This window comes from Rhizobium skierniewicense Ch11 (assembly GCF_023757665.1).
Lineage (GTDB): Bacteria > Pseudomonadota > Alphaproteobacteria > Rhizobiales > Rhizobiaceae > Agrobacterium > Agrobacterium skierniewicense.
The window spans coordinates 1,727-24,026 of sequence record NZ_RXPG01000028.1 but is presented as its reverse complement, the minus strand read 5'-3'; the positions used below and the strand labels follow the sequence as shown (position 1 = coordinate 24,026).

20 protein-coding genes, 1 tRNA gene and 1 pseudogene are annotated in these 22,300 nt (G+C 55.4%); 11 read left to right on the top strand and 11 right to left on the bottom strand.

Annotation, left to right across the window (positions count from 1 at the left end):
- Positions 1-4 precede the first annotated feature (4 nt).
- The 3 genes from EKM04_RS16720 (at position 5) to EKM04_RS16710 (ending at position 1,900) form a co-directional block, all read left to right on the top strand.
- Complete coding sequence (locus tag EKM04_RS16720; protein ID WP_183895725.1) at positions 5-376, top strand: DUF2147 domain-containing protein; 372 nt, start codon at positions 5-7, stop codon at positions 374-376.
- A 24-nt stretch (positions 377-400) separates the two neighbouring features.
- Positions 401-817, top strand: coding sequence for a DUF2177 family protein (locus EKM04_RS16715; RefSeq protein ID WP_174153752.1), 417 nt, complete (start codon positions 401-403; stop codon positions 815-817).
- Between the two features lie 78 nt (positions 818-895).
- The gene (locus EKM04_RS16710) at positions 896-1,900 is read left to right on the top strand and encodes an alpha/beta fold hydrolase (protein WP_234910929.1); all 1,005 of its coding nucleotides are present in this window, start codon (positions 896-898) and stop codon (positions 1,898-1,900) included.
- A 19-nt stretch (positions 1,901-1,919) separates the two neighbouring features.
- Here the strand turns inward: EKM04_RS16710 and EKM04_RS16705 are convergent, their stop codons facing one another.
- Positions 1,920-2,636: an SDR family NAD(P)-dependent oxidoreductase gene (locus tag EKM04_RS16705; RefSeq protein ID WP_183895722.1), complete on the bottom strand. Its 717-nt coding sequence runs from the start codon at positions 2,634-2,636 to the stop codon at positions 1,920-1,922.
- A 198-nt stretch (positions 2,637-2,834) separates the two neighbouring features.
- Here EKM04_RS16705 and EKM04_RS16700 point away from each other — a divergent pair, with 198 nt between their 5' ends.
- Positions 2,835-2,984 (top strand): DUF2256 domain-containing protein, encoded by a 150-nt coding sequence (locus EKM04_RS16700; RefSeq protein ID WP_183895720.1) that lies wholly within the window; start codon positions 2,835-2,837, stop codon positions 2,982-2,984.
- A gap of 110 nt (positions 2,985-3,094) precedes the next feature.
- On the opposite strand, the gene EKM04_RS16695 is transcribed toward EKM04_RS16700, so the two are convergent.
- From EKM04_RS16695 to EKM04_RS16680, 4 genes are all read right to left on the bottom strand, one after another.
- Positions 3,095-4,714 (bottom strand): diguanylate cyclase domain-containing protein, encoded by a 1,620-nt coding sequence (locus EKM04_RS16695; protein ID WP_183895718.1) that lies wholly within the window; start codon positions 4,712-4,714, stop codon positions 3,095-3,097.
- Positions 4,715-4,760: 46 nt separating this feature from the next.
- Positions 4,761-6,545 carry a methyl-accepting chemotaxis protein gene (locus EKM04_RS16690; RefSeq protein ID WP_183895716.1) on the bottom strand — a complete coding sequence of 595 codons (1,785 nt, stop codon included), beginning with the start codon at positions 6,543-6,545 and terminating at the stop codon, positions 4,761-4,763.
- 193 nt (positions 6,546-6,738) lie between these two features.
- Positions 6,739-7,746, bottom strand: coding sequence for a PAS domain-containing protein (locus tag EKM04_RS16685; protein ID WP_183895714.1), 1,008 nt, complete (start codon positions 7,744-7,746; stop codon positions 6,739-6,741).
- 723 nt (positions 7,747-8,469) lie between these two features.
- A tRNA-Arg gene (locus EKM04_RS16680) sits at positions 8,470-8,546 on the bottom strand.
- 458 nt (positions 8,547-9,004) lie between these two features.
- Here EKM04_RS16680 and EKM04_RS16675 point away from each other — a divergent pair.
- Positions 9,005-9,514, top strand: a complete 510-nt coding sequence (locus tag EKM04_RS16675) for a MarR family winged helix-turn-helix transcriptional regulator (RefSeq protein ID WP_174153745.1) — start codon at positions 9,005-9,007, stop codon at positions 9,512-9,514.
- A 97-nt stretch (positions 9,515-9,611) separates the two neighbouring features.
- On the opposite strand, the gene EKM04_RS16670 is transcribed toward EKM04_RS16675, so the two are convergent.
- From EKM04_RS16670 to xylF, 3 genes are all read right to left on the bottom strand, one after another.
- On the bottom strand, positions 9,612-10,394 hold the full coding sequence (locus EKM04_RS16670; protein WP_174153744.1) for an ATP-binding cassette domain-containing protein: 783 nt from the start codon (positions 10,392-10,394) through the stop codon (positions 9,612-9,614).
- A gap of 20 nt (positions 10,395-10,414) precedes the next feature.
- A complete protein-coding gene (locus EKM04_RS16665) occupies positions 10,415-11,728 on the bottom strand; it encodes a sugar ABC transporter permease (RefSeq protein ID WP_183895712.1) in 1,314 nt (437 codons plus the stop codon).
- A 134-nt stretch (positions 11,729-11,862) separates the two neighbouring features.
- On the bottom strand, positions 11,863-12,903 hold the full coding sequence (gene xylF / locus EKM04_RS16660; protein ID WP_183895710.1) for a D-xylose ABC transporter substrate-binding protein: 1,041 nt from the start codon (positions 12,901-12,903) through the stop codon (positions 11,863-11,865).
- A 227-nt stretch (positions 12,904-13,130) separates the two neighbouring features.
- Here xylF and EKM04_RS16655 point away from each other — a divergent pair, with 227 nt between their 5' ends.
- Together EKM04_RS16655 and EKM04_RS16650 are read left to right on the top strand one after the other, a co-directional pair.
- Positions 13,131-14,348, top strand: a complete 1,218-nt coding sequence (locus EKM04_RS16655; protein ID WP_183895708.1) for an ROK family transcriptional regulator — start codon at positions 13,131-13,133, stop codon at positions 14,346-14,348.
- A 29-nt stretch (positions 14,349-14,377) separates the two neighbouring features.
- Entirely contained in the window at positions 14,378-14,611 is a 234-nt protein-coding gene (locus EKM04_RS16650) for a hypothetical protein (RefSeq protein ID WP_174153741.1), read from the top strand.
- On the opposite strand, the gene EKM04_RS16645 is transcribed toward EKM04_RS16650, so the two are convergent.
- Positions 14,612-15,067 carry a hypothetical protein gene (locus EKM04_RS16645; RefSeq protein ID WP_183895705.1) on the bottom strand — a complete coding sequence of 152 codons (456 nt, stop codon included), beginning with the start codon at positions 15,065-15,067 and terminating at the stop codon, positions 14,612-14,614.
- 61 nt (positions 15,068-15,128) lie between these two features.
- Positions 15,129-16,121: a LysR family transcriptional regulator gene (locus tag EKM04_RS16640; protein WP_234900316.1), complete on the bottom strand. Its 993-nt coding sequence runs from the start codon at positions 16,119-16,121 to the stop codon at positions 15,129-15,131.
- Positions 16,122-16,387: 266 nt separating this feature from the next.
- Here EKM04_RS16640 and chvE point away from each other — a divergent pair, with 266 nt between their 5' ends.
- The 4 genes from chvE to araD1 all read left to right on the top strand — a co-directional run bounded on the left by chvE (position 16,388) and on the right by araD1 (position 21,363).
- Positions 16,388-17,452, top strand: a complete 1,065-nt coding sequence (gene chvE, locus EKM04_RS16635; RefSeq protein WP_174153738.1) for a sugar ABC transporter substrate-binding protein ChvE — start codon at positions 16,388-16,390, stop codon at positions 17,450-17,452.
- Between the two features lie 86 nt (positions 17,453-17,538).
- The gene (gguA, locus tag EKM04_RS16630; protein WP_174153737.1) at positions 17,539-19,074 is read left to right on the top strand and encodes a sugar ABC transporter ATP-binding protein GguA; all 1,536 of its coding nucleotides are present in this window, start codon (positions 17,539-17,541) and stop codon (positions 19,072-19,074) included.
- Entirely contained in the window at positions 19,074-20,270 is a 1,197-nt protein-coding gene (gene mmsB, locus EKM04_RS16625) for a multiple monosaccharide ABC transporter permease (RefSeq protein ID WP_174153736.1), read from the top strand. The genes gguA and mmsB overlap by 1 nt, the downstream gene beginning before the upstream one ends.
- Positions 20,271-20,367: 97 nt before the next feature.
- A complete protein-coding gene (araD1, locus tag EKM04_RS16620) occupies positions 20,368-21,363 on the top strand; it encodes an AraD1 family protein (RefSeq protein ID WP_183895703.1) in 996 nt (331 codons plus the stop codon).
- 261 nt (positions 21,364-21,624) lie between these two features.
- On the opposite strand, the pseudogene EKM04_RS16615 reads toward araD1, so the two are convergent.
- Positions 21,625-22,300 (bottom strand): annotated as a pseudogene (locus EKM04_RS16615) (beta strand repeat-containing protein); the annotation flags it as partial.

The window sequence follows — 22,300 nt, the reverse complement described above, 5'->3', positions numbered from 1 at the left end:
GGTGATGAAAACAGCATTCCCCTACGCTATCTGCATGGTCTTTTTTTCTGTGGGCATCGCTTCGGCGGCAGACATAACCGGCCAATGGGCGCGCGGCGATGGCAACGCCAAGGTTCGCGTCGCACCTTGTGGTGGCGATATTTGCGCCACCAACACCTGGATCAAACCCGGTACGCCGACAGAAAAAGAAGGCGACAAGCTGGTCATGAGCATCAAGCCGACCTCTGACGGGGAATATGCTGGAACCGCTTTCGACCCTCAGCGCGATCTGACCTACAAACTGACGGTGTCGGTAAAAGGCGATACAATGACGACCAAGGGTTGTGTTCTTGCTGGTGTTATCTGCAAGGGCGTTGAATGGTCGCGCATCAACTGATGATTTCTGGAAATTGGGGCTAAGATGAAGAAACGCGCTGTCGCTTATATTTCGACGCTGGTGGTGTTCGTGGCCATCGATTTTGTGTGGCTGAGCGTCATGGCAGACGTGCTCTATCGGCCGACATTGGGGCCGATGCTGGCGCCGGAGTTTCGGCCCATCCCGGCTGTCCTGTTTTACCTTATCTACGCCGCTGGCCTGACCTTCTTCGCGGTGCGCCCCGGGCTTGTGACAGCCAAGCTGGGGACGTCAACGCTTTATGGCGCAATGCTTGGCTTCATGGCCTATGCAACGTATGACCTGACCAACCAGGCGACGCTCGTCACCTGGACGACAACACTGACGGTTGCCGATCTGATCTGGGGTTCGCTGCTTTCCGGTGTTTCGGCGTGTGCAGGTCACTGGATCACCGAGAAGTTTGGTGGCCGCATCGCCCGTTGAAGGACGCGGACGTCCGCTCCACCCGGCATCTCGACAGCGGGTTCATTTTTCGTCACGCCTCTCACTTTCAGGTTCATCATGGCATCTCGTTTTGCGACTGTGTTCGGAATTTCTATCGCGATGATGCTCGGAAGTGGGGCCTTGGCGTCGGAAAAGATAAAGTCGCCAGCCACATCAGGCGAGGCTAGGGTTGACGTTGGTGGTTTCAAGCTCAACAGCATTCTCCTGCCAGCCAAGAAAGGCGCAACGCTTCCGCCACTCGTCTTCATTCACGGGGCCAGCACCAGCCTTTATGACCCGATGTATGCGTTCCGTGAAAAGCTGGAGGGCAAAGCGACGTTGCTGTTCGTTGACCGGCCCGGTCACGGCCGCTCCGACGTGGGGCCTAAGGCAAATGTGTCACCCGATGCACAGGCAGATGCCATCGCGGACCTTATGAAAAAACGGGGCATTCGCAAGGCGATCATCGTTGGGCATTCCTTCGGCGGCGCCATCACTGCCGCCTTTGCCGTGCGTCACCCAGACATGGTAGACGGTCTCGTCTTTCTGTCTCCGGCGGTCTACCCTTGGCCGGGAGGTGTTTCCTGGTATTATGATGCGGCACGGCTACCCTTCGCCGGGGTGCTCTTTAGCACGCTGATCGCGCCTCCAGCTGGCGCATTCGCCATGGATGCCGCTGTCAAATCTGTCTTTGAGCCCAATCCACGCCCGTCCGATTACATATCAAAAACAAAGGCGTATCAGGCCTTGCGTCCCATCGCATTCCGCCACAACGCGCAGGAAGTGGGTGGCTTGAACGCATGGGCAAAGACGGCGTCTCCAGCATTTCGCGACATCAAGGCCAGGACGGTCATCATCGCGGGCGATGCCGACACGGTTGTTTCAACCGATATTCACTCGCGTCATCTCGCGCGCGACATCAGAGGCGCCGAACTCATCGTCGTTCATAATCTCGGCCATAAATCCGATTATGTTGCCAGCGACCTCGCCATCGCAGCCATGGAGAAAATTGCCGGCAAAAAGCGGAACCTCAAGGCCATTGCGCAGTCGCTGGAGATGAAGATTGCCAGTGACGGAAAATGATCTTCCGATCGGCTGGAGGCTACCAGGGAATGTCGCTGCCGTCATAAGCGATGAACGTCCCGGACTGCTCCGGATGCAACTTGTTCAGTGACGACAGCATCGCATGAGCTGCCTCTTCCGCAGAGACGGTATTGTGGCCGCGCGAGTATGGCTCCGACAAGCCGGTCCGTACCGTTCCGGGGTGGATCGACACCACGACCGCCAAAGGGTGCGTGCGTCGATACTCGATTGCGCTGGTGTGAACAATCTGGTTCAACGCTGACTTTGCAGCGCGGTAGGACATCCACCCACCCAGCCGGTTATCGCCAATGGAGCCGACGCGTGCCGACAGGAACGCAGCGATGGAACGGTGTTGTCTGTCAAGCAGCGGCAAAAAATGTTTCGCGACCAGCGCAGGTCCCACCGCGTTTGTCCTGAATTGCTCCAGCATGATGTCAGGGTCCAGCTGTTTCAGCGATTTTTCCGGAGATACGCCGTTCGTTGTTAGAATGCCGGTCGCGCAAATAATGAGATGGACAGGACCGCCGGAAACCGCCTCTGCCGCGGCCTCGACGCTTTTCTCGTCATGCAGGTCAAACCCGTCAGCGCTGCGTGAAAAAGTGAAGAGTTCGCCAAGCTGCGGCTGCTGCTCCACCAAAGCAGCAATCGCTGACCCTACACCTCCACTCGCCCCCAAGATAACGGCGCGGAAGTCTGCTGGCAGGCAGGGTAGCACGAGAGAGGGCAATGTTTCCATCTGCTATAAACACCGAACGCAGGAAGAGGTTCACGGGATTGCTTATGGGTATTAACGTAATGCATTCGTCGGGCTTCTTGGCAAGGCATATATCCGTTATCCCGATGCCAACACGCTGACTGTGCGCACATTGTTGCCAAGCAGATCTCCCAATCGGGACGTAGCTTGTTTTAACGATAAAATATTCTGGAATAGCAGATGGCAAAACATCGCGAAAAATCAAACCTGCCTTCAAAGATTTGTCCGGTCTGCGGCAGGCCGTTTTCATGGCGAAAGAAGTGGCAGAAGAACTGGGATAGCGTCAAATTCTGTTCGCAACGTTGTCGGGAGACGAAGGGAAGATCGTGAGGCCATTACGATGGCGAGGGGCGGACAAGCAATAGGCTGATCCAGCTTGTTGAGGCTGTATCTGCAAAGCTATCCTACAACTTAATCCTTTGACATTCTTGGTGATGGCGCTAGTCGGCATCGAATACGTGGAACCCGTTTTTGCCGTTATGTTTGACGGTGTATAGAGCGATGTCCGCACGACGAAGCAGGACATCGAGTTCGTCGTCTCCAGATACGTTGACCGCAATTCCAATCGAGGCTCCTATCACAATGTCCAGTCCCGATATCGTAATGGGTCTTCGCAAGAGTGCCAGCAACTCGTCTGCAACAAGGCTCGGCACGAGGTTTGAAGACCCGCTGGCCGTTAGCCCAATGGCAAACTCGTCTCCTCCCAATCGTGCGACGAGGCCTTCTCCAGCAGTGATGACCTGGAGGCGGTGGGCGACCTCTCGCAAAACTTCATCGCCCACGAAATGCCCGTAGGTGTCATTCACGGGTTTGAAGCCATCCAGATCGACAAGCATGATAGACGTGAGATGATTTCCCTTCTGGCGCTCCTCTGCGAACCTGTTTCGAAGGCCGTATCTGTTCAAAACCTGGGTGAGGGTGTCGTGCGAGGCCGCATGGGAAATTGCGTATTCCTTGGCAGCAAGTTGGCGTTTCTGCTCGCTTATATCGCGTGCAAGTTTTATGATTTTACATGGTCGTCCAGAAGGTGACAGAACGGGATTGTAGATCGCCTCCAACCACACGTCGGATCCGTCCTTGGCAACACGCCGGAACTGCGACGCCTGGAAAAAGCCTTCCGTCAGCCGCTTCCAGAAGCTTTGATACTCTGGTGAATCTCTGAATTCCACGGGTGCGAAAACCGAGTGATGAGCACCCGCGAGTTCCTCGATCCGATAGCCAAAGAGATCGAGAAACCTATCGTTTGCGCTGATCAGAAAACCATCGAGCGTAAACTCGACCATGCACATCGACTTCCGAATAGCCTCTATCTGGCTTTCGTGATCCGCATCCCTGAGCTTCTGTCTCGTTATGTCGATTGCGAACTCTATGATCTTGTTGGGAGATCCTGCCGGACCTGATACGGGACAATATGCTGCCTGGATCCATTTTTCGCGGCCGTATTTGTCACGACGCCGAAACGGGGCTTCGAGTTTTAGACCTTTGCGGAGGGTTGCCCAGAAATGTCCATAGTCCATTGATGCGGCGTCGGCCGCGAAAAGCAGCATTGAGTGATGTTGTCCGGCCATATCCGCCAGGTCGTATCCAAACGCTGAAAGATAGTGTTCGTTCGCCGAGATCATGGTTCCATCGATGTCAAATTCGGCGACTGCGATAGAAGCCTGCAAGGTCTGAAGAGCATCCCTTGCAGGCGCCGTCCTGGCTACGATGATTGCCTCAGCATTTTTCCTTGAAGATTGCGGGGCCACGGGTGTCAGAACGGCATGAAACCAAGGGCCGGGTACGGTCGCTTCGGCAACCCGGCACCACCCAGCCCACTTGTTCTCACAAGTGATGACGTTCACGATGTCTTCAAAGGCCAATATTGTGCCGTTGTCGCCGCATTTGATTTCCAGACGATAGTTCGACGCAGGGGCTGTTGCTACAGACAACCCTTCGAAGAAATCAGGGCTGGCCATTTGAACCTGGCCCTGTTTGTCTGTGATACAAACGCGGATCGTGTCGGCTTCATCGCCGAACTCGATTGGTTTTGTCCGATGAACGACGGTTCCCTGCATCATCTGGCTATTTTCTCATCGCTTGGGGGACATCTCCTGGGAATGGAACTCAAAAGTCTTCCCAGGACGTCGTTGCAACCGCAGCATTGCCGGAAGATCCCCGTCTTGGCATCGAGCCCGTTCGACGGGTCTGTGATACGATAGCCAGCTCTGGCGCCTTGTGTCTCTGAGCACGCGAAGCTTCCCGCTCTTCGACTTGAAACTGGCTGAGCAAGCTGAAGAGGGAGTCCGCTTCCTGTGCAAGACCATGGCTGGCTGCTGTGGATTGTTCGACCATGGCGGCATTCTGCTGCGTGCTCTGGTCCATCATGTTGACCGCCTGATTGATCTCTTTCAGTCCAATGGACTGTTCTTTCGACGCGCGCACGATCGCTTCGACGTTGCCGTTGATGGTTTGGACTTGCCGCACGATCGATTCCAGTGATCTGCCTGTCTCGCCAACGAGTGAAACACCGTTTTTGACATACTCGCTTGAGGCGTTGATCAGCACCTTGATCTCTTTTGCGGCTTTTGCGGAGCGCTGCGCGAGTTCCCGGACTTCCTGAGCGACAACCGCGAAGCCTTTGCCCGCATCGCCCGCACGTGCGGCTTCGACGCCCGCATTCAGGGCCAAGAGGTTTGTCTGGAAGGCGATGTCGTCGATGACCCCGATGATGTTCGATATCTCGCGGGAGGACGCCTCGATCTGATCCATGGCTGCGACGGCATTCTTTACGACGGTGCCAGAATTTTCCGCGTCTGCCCGCGTTGCTTCGACCAGACGACCGGCTTCTTCGGCGCGTCTGCTGGAATCGGCGACCGTGTTGGTGATTTCCTCAAGTGCTGCTGCAGTTTCTTCGACCGAAGCTGCCTGCTGCTCAGTTCGTTTGGAGAGGTCGTCTGCAGAGGATTTTATCTCGCTGGATCCTGCCGCAATGCCTCTGGCGTTTTGCCCTACCATCTGCATGGCTGAACGTAGCTTGTCGATCGCCTCGTTGAAGTCATGCCGGAGCGCCTCCATCGTGGGAACGAACGGCGTGCTCAAATTCTGTAGCAGGTCTCCTGCCGCCAACGATTTGAGTGCGTCGGCCACCGTCGTCACAGCGCCCATGCGGGGTGTGACGTCGGTCGCAAACTTTATCACCTTGGTGACTTTACCGCTGGGATCGATGATCGGGTTGTATGCGGCCTGTATCCAGACCTCGCGCCCATCCTTGCCGACCCGAAGGAACTCGTTCGCGAGGACTTCGCCTTTGCTGAGGCGACGCCAGAAGTCCCGGTATTCTTCTGAATTTGCGTAGTCAGCTTTGCAGAATATACGATGATGTTTTCCGCGGATATCGGACAGATCATATCCCATAGCGCTGCAAAAATTAGCATTTGCCGTGAGAATTTCCCCATCCAGATTGAATTCGATGACCGCCTGCGAGCGTGAAATCGCCACCAAAGTGTCTGCATCGTTCAGGGAAGCAACCTTGGAGGCGGTGATATCGGTGGCGAACTTCACGACCTTGAACGGCTTCCCGTTCTTGAGGATCGGATTGTAGGTTGCCTCGATCCAAACTTCTTTTCTGTCTTTCGACATGCGCTTGTACTGCCGCCGATCAAACTGACCGCTGCGGAGGCGAGCCCAGAAATCCTGATAGTCTTGTGACGATGCTTCTACTTCAGCCACGAATATTCGGTGGTGTTTCCCTACGATTTCCGATTGGGTGTAGCCCAGTGCCGAACAGAAGTTTTCGTTCGCGCGCAGGATGGTTCCGTCCATTGCAAATTCGATAACCGCTTGGGATTTTTCCAATGCTGCGATGACGGCTTTATTGCTCGAATTCAGTGTAAGATTCAACAATGACATCTTCTTCCCCTATATTAGACCATCACTTGGACTGTCTGTAACTATATTTCCGCAGGATTTACGCTTGCATAAGGGGGGTAAGTCAAACGTTGCTTTATTTTGATATTTATATGCTCAGTGAACGTCCATTGAGCATCAAATGCTCAGTCGGTGTTGAGTTATTATTCGCTGCTGCGCACTTTCAAACCAGTGACTACGCGCTCGCCAGCGCTGAGATGGCCTGTAAAACTTCGTTCTGTTTCAACGATATGGCGACCTCGCCGTCCCCGACTTGATGATAGCAAATACCAGCATCCTGGAAGGCTTTCTTCACATACACCAGGCTTTCCCTCTTTACCGTTCTGGCATCATGTTCCATTCGCCTGACCGTCGAGAATGAAACCGCCGCGCGTGCTGCCAGTTCGGGCGCAGTCCAGTCGAGAAACGCTCTGGAAGCTCTGATTTGAGCGGATGTTAGCAGCTTTTCTTCCTCAAGCTTCGTGCGGTGCTCTTTCACGATGACAGTGTGGCCGACCCATTGGGTCACTGAACCGCCGGCATCCAGTACCGGGAAAGCGCGGCCTCGTATGCATTGATATGTTCCGTTCACCAGTCTGATCCGGATCGTCACATCGAAAACACTTCGGTGTTCGATCGCGTCCTTCCACGCCTCCCGAAAGAGCGATCGGTCTTCGGGGTGGATGGCAGCCAACTTCTCCCAGTCGTGCGTTTCCTGAGGGGTCTGCCCGGTCAGCTTGGTCCAATGCACGGTCTCTATCAGCTTGCCATTCGGATATGCGCGCCAGACATCGCCACCCAAGAGTTTAGTCAGCGCTTTCGCAGTCTCTTTCTGCAGGACGCAGTCAAGTCGCGACTGCTCCTCTTCGGTAATGTCCCTTATGACGCCGATGACCATCACGGCCTTGCCATCCCTGTTGAAATGGGGATGTGCCTTACTTTCCAAAACCCGCAGCGTTCCATCCGGCCGGATTATTCGGAAACGGCGATGTTCGAGCTTTTTTGAGGCAGCCAATAAAACGGCATCGTCAAATTCTAGCTGGTCGTCAGGATGTACCAGCGACTGATACAAATCGATATTTGGCACGACCGTATTAGGGTTGACTCCGAGAATCCGACAGAGCCCCGTGGACCAGACCAGCTCTGACGTCTCTAGATCCCATGTCCAGGTCCCAAGGTCCAGTTTCTCCTCTAGCAGTTTCATCTTCGCGTCTGGTGTCTTCAACGTCTTTCGCGTGGGCATTATCTTCCGACTTCCTCATCTGGGACTACAGCGACGACAAGATTTACTGGAATACAAGCAACTGACTGATGGCTCGGCGGGGGTTTTCGAGCGAAGGGCATCTCACATTGCGTCGTGTTGTTGGGAAATGATCTTCATCAAATTTGCACTTAAATATTAGATTATACTGCTACATTTTATTCTAATTCGCAACTGAGTTGAGTCTGGATCTGAAAATAATCTTAAAAATTGTTTTCCAGAATTCCGGAGCCGAGCGGATTATCCGGCCCGACTTCCGTTCTTTGGTTCGGGCAGACTCCCGTTGCCAGGGCCGGAGCTGCCTTGGTAACGAGAGGCATTTTTCTCAATCAGCGACGCACGCCTGTTTGAAGTGGTGATTCCTCCGAATCTCAAAATTCGAAGGAAAACGACGTCCTGAAGGACTTGGCCTCCCGCGCTTTGATGGGGCGGAACTTGCTTGACGGCAATATACTATTTCAAGTCGCTTCATGGGCGGAACAGGTTTTGCCGGTGCAAAAGGAACGTACCAAGTAGATGACGACCCGCCTGCCACTTTCAGGCTCTGAGCCCGGCATTTTCGCAATCAACCTAAGTGTCTTTCGCCCTTCGGAGTCTATGGGCGACCGCTCGTTGGTTCACTATTTTGGGGTGACGGTCCACACGGATGGATCATTCATAGAATTTTGGCGCACCCGGCAGGATTCGAACCTGCGACCTTTGGAATCGGAATCCAACACTCTATCCAGCTGAGCTACGGGTGCGTCCGTGCGGGCAATGAATCGCCGCTGGTCATGATTGGTTCTTAGCCTAGCTTGTCCTGCGCATCAATGCGAAAAATTGGGGTTGGAGTTGAGACAGGGCGTCATCCTTGTCCAACCGCATCTGTGTGTGCACTTTCGTTCTCCTAAAACGTGTGCATTTGCTCGCAAAATAAGCGCCTCTGCTGGAAACTTCACCATCGCGTCTTCGACTTTTTTTGGGATTCCCGGCAGCCGTTGGACCGCCATTCGGGGCGGTAGATTTTTTTCCTAGCTCTCAAAGATAAGAATTGGAACACTAAGTCTTTGCAACTTTTCCTTTATTTTGATTGGTGTTGTTGTGGCGATTAATTGCGGGTGGAAAATTTTATATCGTTGCTTTATATATTATTAAATGTTGTTCTAATACACCTAATTCGATAGTTTACTACAATCTTGAAACGAATCAATGGAGGCTATGCATGACGGAAGGTCTCGCATTCGACTATCGCGTTGATGAAACAAAATATATGTATGCGGCTACCGCGCCGTCGACACCAAAGGTCGATATCGATTACTCGATTCTTTCTGATGCTGTCGTTTACAGGCTTCGGAGGGCGCAGCTTTCGGTTGTGTCTGAATTCAACGACAGTCTGTTAACGCTCGGTCTGCGGCCAGCCGATTTTTCGGTTCTCGTCCTCGTCGCCAACAATAGCGGCTTAAAACAAAGCGATGTCGCGGAAGCACTCGGTATCCAGCGTGCCAACTTCGTGGCCATCATTGATGGTCTTGAGGACAAGAAGCTCCTCCAAAGACGTCGATCCATGTCCGACCGTCGCGTTCACTATCTGGATATGACGCCTGAAGGTCATGTCGTGGTGGAAGACGTGTCCCGTTTATGGCAGGAGCACGAAAACAAGCTGATTGATCGCTTGGGCGGCGAAAAGGCGCGCGATCAACTGGTGAAACTTTTGCGACGCATCAAGGACTGAAGGTCTATCTGAGGGTGTATGGACGTCAGACGTCTGTACGCTGTGTTTCAATCCGCACGATCAAGGGTGCGCTTGGCGGCACCCTTGTGATGGGTCATCAAAGCCTCATCGCGCCTGGGCCTGGCGTTGCCTTTGCGGGCACCTTGCCCAGGATGATCATACCCAGCACTTCGTCCTTGGTCACGTCCTGCGTTCTGGCGTGGCCGACGACTTTACCGTTCTTCATCACAAAGACACGGTCTGCGAGATCGAAGACGTCGTGAATGTCGTGGCTGATGAGGAAGATGCCGATGCCTTCTTTCTTGAGCTCCTTTACCAGATCACCCACCTGCGCGGTTTCCTGCGGTCCAAGTGCGGCCGTGGGCTCATCCATGATGAGAATGCGGGCATCGAACAGAATGGCGCGGGCAATGGCGACGGATTGCCTTTGTCCGCCGGATAGCGCCTTCACTGGCTCCTTGAAGCGCTTGAAGTTGGGGTTGAGACGGCCCATCACTTCGCGGGCGGAGGCCTCCATGGCGACATCGTCCAGCGTGCCCCAAGGGGTGCGTAGCTCACGGCCGAGATAGAGATTGGCCGCAGCATCAACATTGTCGGCGACGGCGAGCGTCTGATAGATGGTCTCGATGCCGAATTTCTTGGCGTCGCGCGGATTGCGAATATCGACATCTTCGCCATTGATCAGGATCTCTCCGCCATCGCGACGATAGGCGCCGGACAGGATCTTGATCAGCGTCGATTTGCCTGCACCATTGTGGCCGAGCAATGCCACGACTTCGCCGCGATGGAGATCGATCGAGGCATTTTCCACCGCGTGGATACCGCCGAAGGAGATGGAAATATTGCGCATTTCCACAAGCGGAGTGGATTGGTCCGTCATATCGGAAACTCCTCTTATTCTTACTTGGCTCTGGCGCGGTAAACGGTGTCCAGCCACACGGCCAGAACGAGTACCATTCCGATGACGATGCTTTGCAAGGGCGTGTCCATGCCCAGCAGCACCATGCCGGAATTGAGCGATTGCATGACGATAGCGCCCAGAATGGCGCCGGCAATGGTGCCAGCACCACCGGCAAGCGATGTGCCACCGATGACAGCTGCGGCGATGGTATAAAGCTCGTCCAGCGTGCCCTGAGCATTGGTTGCAGCGTTCAGACGCGCGGTGGAAATGGTGGCTGCAACGGCGCACAGCGCTCCCATCAGTGCAAAAATGCGCACTGTTACCCAGCGGGTTTTAATGCCTGCGAGGACCGCCGCCTCTGGGTTTCCGCCGATGGCAAATACATAGCGGCCAAAGCGGGTACGGTTGGTAAGGAAGTTCATGACGAGGGCGATGCCGAGCGCGATCAGAACCGGTATGGCAACGCCCAGCGAGATATCGAGGCCCGCATCCGGCCAGACCATATTGTTGGCTTCGGCGTACTTGCGTGCGAGATTGACCGGCATATAGTAGCTATTCAGAACCTTTACGGCTCCCAGCACGATGCCGCAGCCAATGAGGCCCATAAAGAACTCGGCCCAGAGGGGCTTGAGTGGAAAGCCGAATCGCTTGCGTTGTCTGCGTGAATTGATGATAGACAGGACGATGAGGACGCAGGCTATGATGCCCACGACCCAACTGGCCGTTGCGCCGATCGATCCATCGGCACCGCCCCCCATCAGGCGAAAGCGGGTGTCCATGGGTGCAACTGTTGCGCCACTCGTCACCATCCACGCCGCACCGCGCCAGACAAGAAGGCCACCGAGCGTGACGATGAAGGATGGCACGTTCATGAAGGCGATGATGACGCCCTGAAAAGCACCGATTCCAGCACCTAGCGCAATGCCGACGCTGAGGGCGAAGACCCAGGACATGGGGTGGTCGTAACCCAGCCAGCCGGGTAGAAAGCGTGTTTGCGTTACGGCCATGATCATGCCGACGAAACCGAGGATTGAGCCGACCGAAAGGTCGATATTACGGGTCACGATTACCAAAACCATGCCGGTTGCCATGACGGAAACGGATGCGGCCTGAACGGAGAGGTTCCACAAATTGCGCGATGTCAGGAAGAGGCCACCGGAGAGGATGTCAAATCCGATCCAGATGGCAAAGAGTGCGACTACCATGCCCAGAAGCCGCGTATCGACTTCCGTCGCGTTTATGAAACGTCGAAACGGGTTGCCCCGTTCTGCCCGTGCGCCGGGTGACGATGCGACAACGGTTTGGTCCGTCATGTGTCCTGTGCTCCCTGAAACCTATCATGCCTCGCATATGCGAGACCGTCGCAAGCTTGGCTGCGGCAGTCCCGTCAAAGACGTGGGGAAACGTTGACGTTGTCGCCTTGCGTTTCCCCACGCCAGATACGGGGTTATTTGCAAGCGGCGACGGTTCCGCCCTTCACGCTTTGGCAAAGTTCGCTCTTGGTGATCCACTTTGCATCCAGAACGACATTGAGGTTGTCCTTTGTGATGGCCTGTGGCTCGAGGAAATAAGAGCTCATTTCAACGCCGTTGGTGCCGCCCTTGAACTTGATGGTGCCTTCCAGCGTCTCCATCTTGGTGCCCTTGGCAAGAGCCACGGCCACTTCGCCGGCCTTCTTGCCGAGCTTGCGGCTGTCTTTCCATACGGACACCGTCTGGGTGCCGAGCGCCACGCGGTTCAAGGCGGCCTTGTCGCCATCCTGACCGGATACGGGAACGGAACCGGCGAGCCCCTGGGCTTCCAACGCTGCAACCACGCCGCCTGCCATGCCGTCATTGGACGACACGACCGCATCGACCTTGTTGTTGTTGGCGGTCAGAAACTGCTCCATGTTCTTCTGGGCAATTTCGGGCTTCCAGCCATCGGTATAGGCTTCACCGACATTCTTGATCTTGCCGGAATCGATGGCAGCTTTCAGCACCTCCATCTGGCCCGAAAACACGAAGTCCGCATTCGGGTCGGTTGAGCCGCCCTTGATGAAGACGTAGTTGCCTTCAGGCTTGATCTTGAAGACTTCCTTGGCCTGCAAACGGCCGACCTCCTTGTTGTCGAAGGTGATGTAGTAGGTGCTGGGGTTTTCGATCAGACGGTCGTAACCCACGACAGGAATGCCTTCGGCGGCAGCCTTTTCAATGGCGGGACCGATGGCGCTCGAGTCCTGCGCTAACACGATCAGCGCGTTCGCCCCCTGTGCGATCAGGCTTTCGATGTCGGTCAGTTGCTTTGCGGCAGAGGTCTGGGCATCTGCGGAAATGTATTTTGCGCCAGCCGCCTTCAACGCGTCCTTGATGGCGGCTTCGTCGGTCTTCCAGCGCTCTTCCTGGAAGTTGGACCAGGACACGCCGACGACGAGATCGGCAGCGACAACCACTGTGTGCAGAGAAACGAGTACGGCTGTACCCGCCAATAGCTTGGCAAAAGAATTCATGAAGTCCTCCCGGGTAACGACGAAACGCGAAGCACCTCCATGCCTCTACGATCGCCACAAAACCTGCCAAGCAACGCCCAAAGCATTTTTTCTCGACAGTCGAGAAATTAAATGTCAGAGAATCCTGGGGCTGTCAACAGAACTCGGCGCGGCTTTTTTCAGGGTCGGTTGCGGCTTGATCACTGAGGGTCTATGGCGGTGAAAACAGGCGAAGGAACCGAATTGCAATGTCGGGCATAGCGAGTACAGAGCTGGTCCGGCAGCAAAACAGTTTACGGGTTTTGAGCGCCTTGCGACGCCACGGAAATCTGTCGCACACCGACCTTGCGGCATTGACTGGCCTTGCCTCCGCAACCGTGTCTGCCATCACCGCAGACCTTGAACGTTTCACCCTCATCGAGCGCACCGAGCAGCAGGCCGCATCGGGCAGAGGTCGACCGCGGGTTCTGTTTCAGCCAAACAGGCATTTCGGCTATGTGGCGGTGGTCGTCATATCCTCGGATGCGGTTCAGTATTCGCTGGTGGACTTCACCGGCAAGTTGATGGACCGATTTGGGGAGCCTCGCACGTCTGGCGAGGCGGATGATTTTGCGCTGTTGGTCTTGAGCGGTCTTCTCCGTCTCGTTGCTCGCTCCAAGATTATGCCAAGTGCCGTCCTTCATATTTCCATCAGCAGCAAGGGGTTGGTCGATCCGGCGAGCGCTACGCTGGTCTGGTCACCTGTCTTGGGGGAGGGGCAGGTCGAGTTTCGACAGGTCTTATCATCGCATTTTAGCGCCCGAATTTATCTCTATAACGAGACGCTGCTGGTTGCCGAGGCCTTGTGGATGCGTCAACGGTCTGAGACGCCGCCGACCTCCTCGCTTGCAGCCCTCTCGCTTGGCCACAGCATCGGACTGGGTGTCGCGCGCGACGTGGGGGAGGGCCGTGCGGCGGTCGATGCACCCAATTTCGGGCACATGCTGCATCTGCCGGACGGTGCGCTGTGCCGGTGCGGGGCGCGGGGTTGCGTTGAGGCATATTGCGGTTTCTATGGTATCTTGCGCACGGCTTTCGAGGTGCCAACCAACACGATCCCCGCGAAATTCGTGCCGTTGGCGGAGGTCGACAAAATCGCAGCATCCGCCCGTTCGGGAAACCGCATGGCGGCTTTCGCATTCCGGCAGGCCGGACTTGCCTTGGGCAACGGACTTTCGAGGCTGTTCAGCCTGCACGGTCCGATGCGTGTTTTCGTGACGGGACCGGGGACGCGGTTTTTCGATCTTCTCAAGACCAGCATTCAGGACGGCATGAAGGAGACAAATGCCATCCGCATCGGGGGGATGCCCCAGATCACAATCGAGCCAGATGAGCAGAGTCTGGTGTTCGATGGGCATATGGGACTTGCATTGTCGCGTCTGGATGGAGATATCCTGACCTCTGGCACGGCCGCAGCACAGACATAAGCGCAGCCGAAGACGCGCAGGGAGACATTATGCTGTTCATCGACACAAATCATCCGATCTATCAGCCTTTGTGGGTAAGGCTGTTGATTGTCGGTCTCTGCACGGGCTGGGCCATCATCGAATTCGTCAATCACGAGATTTTCTGGGCAACCCTCATTGGCGGCATCGCGGCGTATTCTGCCTATGTCTTGCTCATCACCTTCAAACCGACGCCCAAAAAGACCGAGGAAACGACGGCGCCGACGCCAACGGACGAGACGTAATCATCGGGCGATGAAGCGGATTGCCTGATCGATCAACAGATTGGCGGCTTTCATGCGCAGATTGGCATTTTCGCGAAATTGCGGGTTCACCATATCCGGGTGGTTCAACCGCGCAAAGTTGCGGCGCTTCTCGCTCAATGTCTCCAGTGTATCCTTGTCGTTGATCGCCAGTTCATCCGAGACATCGGACAATGCCGTTTTTTCCAAATGCGGTGGCATGATTTCCGGTTCTGGCTCCGGCGCGGCGTGGGCAACTGGATGCTCTATAAACCCCAGATACGAATCGAGATGGCGATTGGCGGCCAATGGCTCTTGAGTTGCTGTCTCGAAAACGAGGCTGGCACTGAAGCTGTTGATGGTGGAGCCGGACCGCGAGGTTTCCTCAGGCAAATCGCTTTCGTTTTCACGCTCAAGGCGCTCCACGACGGATTGAAACACGGATTGTCCAAACAGCATGCGGTGGTCCCTGATGATGGGCTGACACGATCATATCAACATGGCGTCTGGCTTGCGCCTGTCAATTCCATGTCAGATTGCGGCTTTCCTCGAGAACGAGGTCGTAAAGCAATTGGGCGCTTGGCGGCAAAGCCCGGTCTTTCGTGATGATCAGGCTGTAGGGCTTGACGCTCAATTCGAATTCCGTCGGAAGAATGCGGATGTCGCCCATGGGTGAATGCTGACCGGAGACGAATTGTGCCATTTCGAACGCAAGAGGAGCAATCGCGTTGGTTTGCGTGACGATCGCGAGTGTAAGGACGACGGATGGCGTGTTGATGACGTTGCGGGGCAGTGCAACGCCCTGTGACAGAAACACATCCTCCATTGTGCGCCTCAAAAGAGCGCCGGGTGGCTGGAACACCCAGTCATATTGCGAGAGGTCCTCCAGTCTTGCCGGAGAACCATTCAAAAGCGGATGATCTTTGCGGACAAGCAGGCATGCCGATTCGATGCCGATTTCATGCGCGTTGAAGAGAGCCGGATCGAGATCATCAGGGATGCGGCCGATCACGAAATCATGCCGGGCGGCCAGAAGTTCACGAGCCAGGACATTGCTGGTTTCGACCTGCACATTGATCTCGATGCCGGGATAGGTGTCCATCGCCTTTTGAAGGGCTGGGACGACAAGGCTGATGGCGGGTGCCGTTACCGAGCCGATGAAAACTGAACCACCATTGCCCGATTTCATCTGCGCAAGTTCGCGACTGGCTTCGCGCAATTCCAGAAGAATCTTCTTCGCGCGCTTGGCAAGCGCTTCGCCAAACTGGGTCAGCACGACCCCGCGCGAGGCGCGTTGGCAAAGCGGGCTTTTAACAATAGCCTCCATTTCGGCCAGCATGCGCGAAGCGGCGGGTTGCGTCATGTTGAGTGTGGCAGCGGCGGCGCTGACCTGACCATGCTCTTCGATCGTCACCAGCATGCGCAGATGAGCCATTTTCAGCCCCGCGCGTAGCAAGGGATTGTCTTCTGTCAGCGAGAGAAATTCGAATGTGTTCGTTCCATTTCGTTCCATGGATTTTTCCATTTGCACCCTGAAAAAAGAGGCCGGGCGATAATATCGATTTAATATACCAAAAATGACATAGGAAAAGCCGCATATTCTATTTGACAGTTATATGATTTCAGAACAGTTTGCGCCTGTGCCGAGGGGGAGTGGCGAAAGATCGGATTGTATTCGCGGTCCAGTCGAGTAAGCTAAAACTCCATTGCTCGGGCAGTGGATTTGAAGGCGGATTGTCGATAGACAGCGCCGGCAAGAGGGTTCAAGGGAGAGAGTTTATGAAATCCATCATTTCGTTGGTTGCGGCCTGTGCCATCGGCGCTGCAGCATTTGCGTCGCCGGTATGGGCGCAGGATAAGGGCACAGTTGGTATCGCGATGCCAACGAAGTCGTCTGCTCGCTGGATCGACGACGGCAACAACATCGTAAAGCAGCTGCAGGAAGCTGGTTACGCGACAGATCTGCAGTACGCTGACGACGATATTCCGAATCAGCTGTCCCAGATTGAAAACATGGTTACCAAGGGCGTAAAGGTCCTCGTCATCGCGTCGATCGACGGCACCACGCTTTCGGACGTGCTGAAGCAGGCTGGTTCGCAGGGCATCAAGGTCATCGCCTATGACCGCCTGATCCGTAACAGCGGCGACGTCAGCTACTACGCAACGTTCGACAACTTCCAGGTTGGCGTGTTGCAGGCAACATCCATCACCGACAAGCTTGGCCTGAAGGACGGCAAGGGCCCGTTCAACATCGAGCTGTTCGGCGGTTCGCCAGACGACAACAACGCTTTCTTCTTCTATGACGGCGCGATGTCTGTTCTGAAGCCTTACATCGACAGCGGCAAGCTGGTTGTAAAGTCCGGCCAGATGGGCATGGACAAGGTCGGTACGCTGCGCTGGGATCCTGCAACGGCTCAGGCCCGCATGGATAACCTCCTGTCTGCATACTACACAGACGGCAAGGTTGACGCGGTTCTGTCGCCTTACGACGGTATCTCCATCGGTATCATCTCCTCGCTCAAGGGCGTTGGCTATGGTTCTGGCGACATGCCGCTTCCAGTTGTTTCCGGTCAGGATGCTGAAGTTCCCTCCGTCAAGTCGATCATGGCTGGCGAACAGTACTCCACGATTTTCAAGGACACACGTGAACTTGCCAAGGTTACTGTTGGCATGGTCAATGCAGCAATGCAGGGCAAAGAGCCTGAAGTTAACGACACAAAGACCTATGAAAATGGCGTCAAGGTCGTTCCTTCCTACCTCCTGAAGCCTGTTGCCGTAACCAAGGACAACGTCAAGCAGGTTCTGGTTGACAGCGGTTACTACAAAGAAGACCAGCTGAAGTAATTTTATGATCGTGGCGGGGATGGATATCGTGTCCATCCCCGCTTCTTCAAATAAGAACGCCGGATTGTACGGCGCTGGATTGCGATATGGACAATACCATTCTCGAAATGCGGAATATCACCAAGACCTTCCCGGGCGTAAAAGCGCTTGAGAATGTGAACCTCAAGGTTCGCCAGGGTGAGATACACGCACTCGTCGGCGAAAACGGTGCTGGAAAGTCGACCCTTATGAAGGTCCTTTCAGGCGTTTATCCCGCCGGCACCTATGACGGCGAAATTCACTATGAAGGTCAGTTGCGGAACTTCCGCGCGATCAACGACAGTGAAGACGTCGGCATCATCATCATTCACCAGGAACTGGCCCTCGTGCCGCTTCTGTCGATTGCCGAAAACATTTTCCTCGGAAACGAGATTGCTACCAATGGTGTCATCAGTTGGCAGCAGACGTTCAACCGTACGCGCGAATTGTTAAAGAAGGTCGGCCTCAAGGAATCGCCCGAAACGCTGATCACCGATATTGGTGTGGGCAAGCAGCAGCTCGTGGAAATCGCCAAGGCCCTCTCCAAGAGCGTGAAGCTCCTCATTCTGGACGAACCCACCGCGTCCCTGAACGAAAGCGATTCGGAAGCTCTCCTCAATCTGTTGATCGAGTTCCGCAAACAGGGTCTAACGTCCATCATCATCACGCACAAGCTCAACGAAGTGCGCAAGGTGGCAGACCAGATCACGGTCCTGCGCGACGGAATGACGGTCAAGACTCTGGACTGTCATAATGAAGAGATCAGCGAAGACGTCATCATCCGCAACATGGTTGGCCGCGATCTTGAAGACCGTTACCCACCACGCGACGTGGCGATCGGCGAGACCATTCTGGAAGTGAAGAACTGGAACGCCTATCACCAGCAGCACCGTGATCGCCAGGTTCTGCACGATATCAACGTCAATGTCCGCAAGGGAGAGGTCGTGGGTATTGCGGGCCTCATGGGCGCGGGGCGCACCGAATTCGCGATGAGCGTGTTCGGAAAATCCTACGGTCACAAGATCACGGGCGACGTTCTGATCCACGGCAAGCCCGTTGATGTCAGCACGGTGCGCAAGGCCATCGACGCTGGTCTTGCCTATGTGACGGAGGACCGCAAACATCTGGGCCTCGTGCTCAACGACAATATTTTGCACAACACCACACTTGCCAATCTGGCCGGCGTGTCGTCTGCCAGCGTCATCGACGATATCAAGGAAATGACGGTCGCGAACGATTTCCGCAAGCGTTTGCGCATCCGCTCTTCCGGCATCTTTCAGGAGACGATCAACCTTTCCGGTGGTAACCAGCAAAAGGTTGTCTTGTCGAAATGGTTGTTCTCCAATCCTGACGTCCTCATTCTTGATGAGCCGACACGCGGCATCGACGTCGGTGCAAAATATGAAATCTACACCATTATCAACCAGCTCGCCGCCGAAGGAAAAGGCGTTCTGATGATCTCATCGGAAATGCCCGAACTGCTTGGCAACTGCGACCGCATCTACGTTATGAACGAAGGACGGATTGTCGCCGAATTGCCGAAGGGAGAGGCGAGCCAGGAAAGCATCATGCGCGCTATCATGCGCTCAGGGGAGAAGAACTGATGAGTTCGGCCAACACATCCACCGAAGAGAGCAACGTCGTATCCGTCGGCTCGTATATCCGGGCCAATATCCGCGAATACGGTATGCTGATCGCGCTCGTCGCCATCATGGTTTTCTTCCAGTTTTACACCGGCGGCATTCTGTTTCGCCCTGTTAACCTGACGAACCTGATCCTTCAGAACTCGTTCATCGTGATCATGTCGCTCGGTATGTTGCTGGTGATCGTGGCGGGACATATCGACCTCTCGGTTGGCTCGATCGTCGCCTTCGTCGGCGCAGTTGCGGCAATTCTGACCGTGCAATGGGGCATGAACCCGCTGCTGGCAGCGTTGATCTGCCTTGGCGTCGGAGGCCTCATTGGGGCCGCACAGGGTTACTGGATCGCCTATCACCGTATCCCGTCGTTCATCGTGACGCTGGCTGGCATGCTCGTGTTCCGCGGTCTGACGCTGTTCGTTCTCGGCGGCAAGAATATTGGCCCTTTCCCGGTCGATTTTCAGGTTGTCAGCACCGGCTTCTTGCCCGATATCGGTGGTATCGCCGGTTTCAATACGACGTCCATGGTGTTGACCGTTGCTATCACCGTTGTCCTCTTCGTGCTTGCGCTGCGCCGCCGTCAGGTGAACCAGAGCCATGGCATCAATGTCGAGCCTTTTGGCTTCTTCATTGCCCAGCACGCCCTGATTTCGCTTGCCATTGTCTTTCTGGGCTACCAGCTCTCGACATATCGCGGCCTTCCGAACGTTTTGATCGTCATGCTCGTGCTGATCGCTGTTTACAGCTTTGTCACGCGCCGCACGACCATCGGCCGTCGCATCTACGCCATGGGTGGCAATGAAAAAGCAACGAAGCTGTCGGGTATCAACACCGAACGCTTGAGCTTCCTGACCTTCGTCAACATGGGTGTCCTTGCTGGCCTGGCTGGCATGATCATTGCAACCCGCCTGAACTCGGCAACCCCCAAAGCGGGTGCCGGCTTTGAACTGGACGTCATTGCGGCCTGCTTTATCGGCGGCGCATCTGCATCCGGCGGCGTTGGCAAGATCACCGGCGCGGTTATTGGTGCCTTCATCATGGGTGTCATGAACAACGGCATGTCCATTGTCGGTCTCGGCATCGATTTCCAGCAGATGGTCAAGGGCCTTGTGCTTCTGGCTGCCGTGTTCTTCGATGTCTACAACAAGAACAAGGGCTGATCGCCAGATCGCCGCCAGATTTTAACAAGAACAAGTGGCCGGTTTCCGGCCACTTTCATGAGATGCAGGCGTCAGATCGTCTTTGAAAGGAACTACCGTGCTGATTTCTCAAATCAAGGATGCGAGCGGAAGCATCATCGTCGCCGTTCGTGAAGATGGCGGTCAGGCGCGCAGCGTCAACAATGCCGTGTCGGTCTATGCACTGGCGATGGAAGCTGCCAATAGCGACAAGTCGCTGGCAGACGTGATCGCGGCCAAGGGCTACGGCGATGCGGTCGATCTTGAGAAAGTTTACGCCGAAGGCCGCTTTCTGCCGCCGATCACGCATCCGGACCCCGCGCATCTGCATCTGACCGGTACGGGCTTGACCCATCTGGGTTCGGCCGCCACGCGCGATAGCATGCACAAAAAGACCAGCGAGACATCTGACGAGAGCCTCACGGACTCGATGAAAATGTTCAAGATGGGTCTCGAAAACGGCAAGCCAAAGCCCGGCCAGACCGGTGTTCAGCCCGAGTGGTTCTACAAGGGTAACGGCAATGTTGCCGCTGCACCCGGTGCTGCTCTCCTGTCGCCGTCTTTCGCGCTGGACGGTGGCGAAGAGCCTGAGATGGCTGGTATCTATGTCATATCTGACAAGGGCGAAGCCGTCCGTGTCGGCTTTGCGGTTTCGAACGAGTTCTCCGATCATGTGACCGAGCGGATGAACTACCTGTATCTCGCGCATTCCAAGCTGCGTCCGGCAAGCTTTGGTCCAGAAATCCGGGTAGGTGCACCGCCATCCGACATTCGCGGAACATCCCGCATTCTGCGCGATGGTAAGGTTATCTTCGAAAAACCGTTCCTGTCGGGTGAGGACAACATGTCCCATACCTTCGCCAATCTGGAATACCATCATTTCAAGTATGGTCTGTTCCGCGCACCAGGCGAAGTGCATGTCCACATGTTCGGCACCGCGACGCTGTCCTTTGCAGATGGTGTCAAGCCGGAAGCGGGCGACGTGTTCGAGATCGAGGCGACCGGTTTCGGTCTGCCGCTGCGCAATACGCTCAAGGTTGAAATGGAAGAAACGATTTCGGTCCGCCAGCTCTAAGCGGATCACATCGTTCAAATTATAAAAGGCCCTGAACCGCAAGGTTCAGGGCCTTTTTTTGACTGAGGCGTCAATCAAGAACAGTCCACATTCCGACGAGGGGAGAGGGCGTCTTGTAAAGAGAGTTGCTGCGGTGAGATGGATAAGACCGTCGTATCGTGTTTCTGTTTGGCTCGTCGAGATCGCATGCGCTCAGTCGAAATAAAAAACGGCGCGGGGTAAACCGCGCCGTTTCTATGTCGAGATGTCTGACTTTGGTTATCAGACGTTGTTGTATGCGGTGATGACTGCATCAACCTGCGCGCTGTCGAGTGCTTGCACCTGCTGTGTGGTGAAAGCATCGAGTGTCGTGTCGCTCAACCCTACGATGGCATCGGTCGTAAGACCAGCGAGCGCCTTGATGCCCAGAGCGGCAATCTCGGCTGTTTCGAAGCTGTTGAGTTCGGCAGAGCTGAGTGTCAGCACCTGCGCGGCGGTGAGAGCAGCGGCCTGCTTTGTCGTCAGGGCTGCGATGTTGTCGGAGCTAAGCGACTGGAACTGGTCGCTCGTCATGGCAGCGATCTGGGTTGGAGCGAATGCTGCAACCTGTGTGCTGTCTAGGGCGGCCAGGGCGGCTGTCGTGATCGTCACGATCTGTAGTGCGGTCAGTCCGGCGATCTGGCCTGTGGTCAGAACGTCAAGCTGTGCGGATGTGACGGCACCGATCTGTGCTGTCGAGAGCTTTGCGACCTGAGCGGCGCTGAGGGCTGCAAAGTTGGCTGTCGAGAGGCTCGCCAGTGTCGAGGAGTCGATACCGGAGAGGGAGGCGACGTTGAGGGCTGCAATCTCGGCTGTCTCGAAGCTGTTGAGCTCGGCAGAGCTGAGGGTTGCGACCTGTGCGGCGGTGAGGGCAGCGGCCTGCTTTGTCGTCAGGGCTGCGATGTTGTCGGAGCTGAAA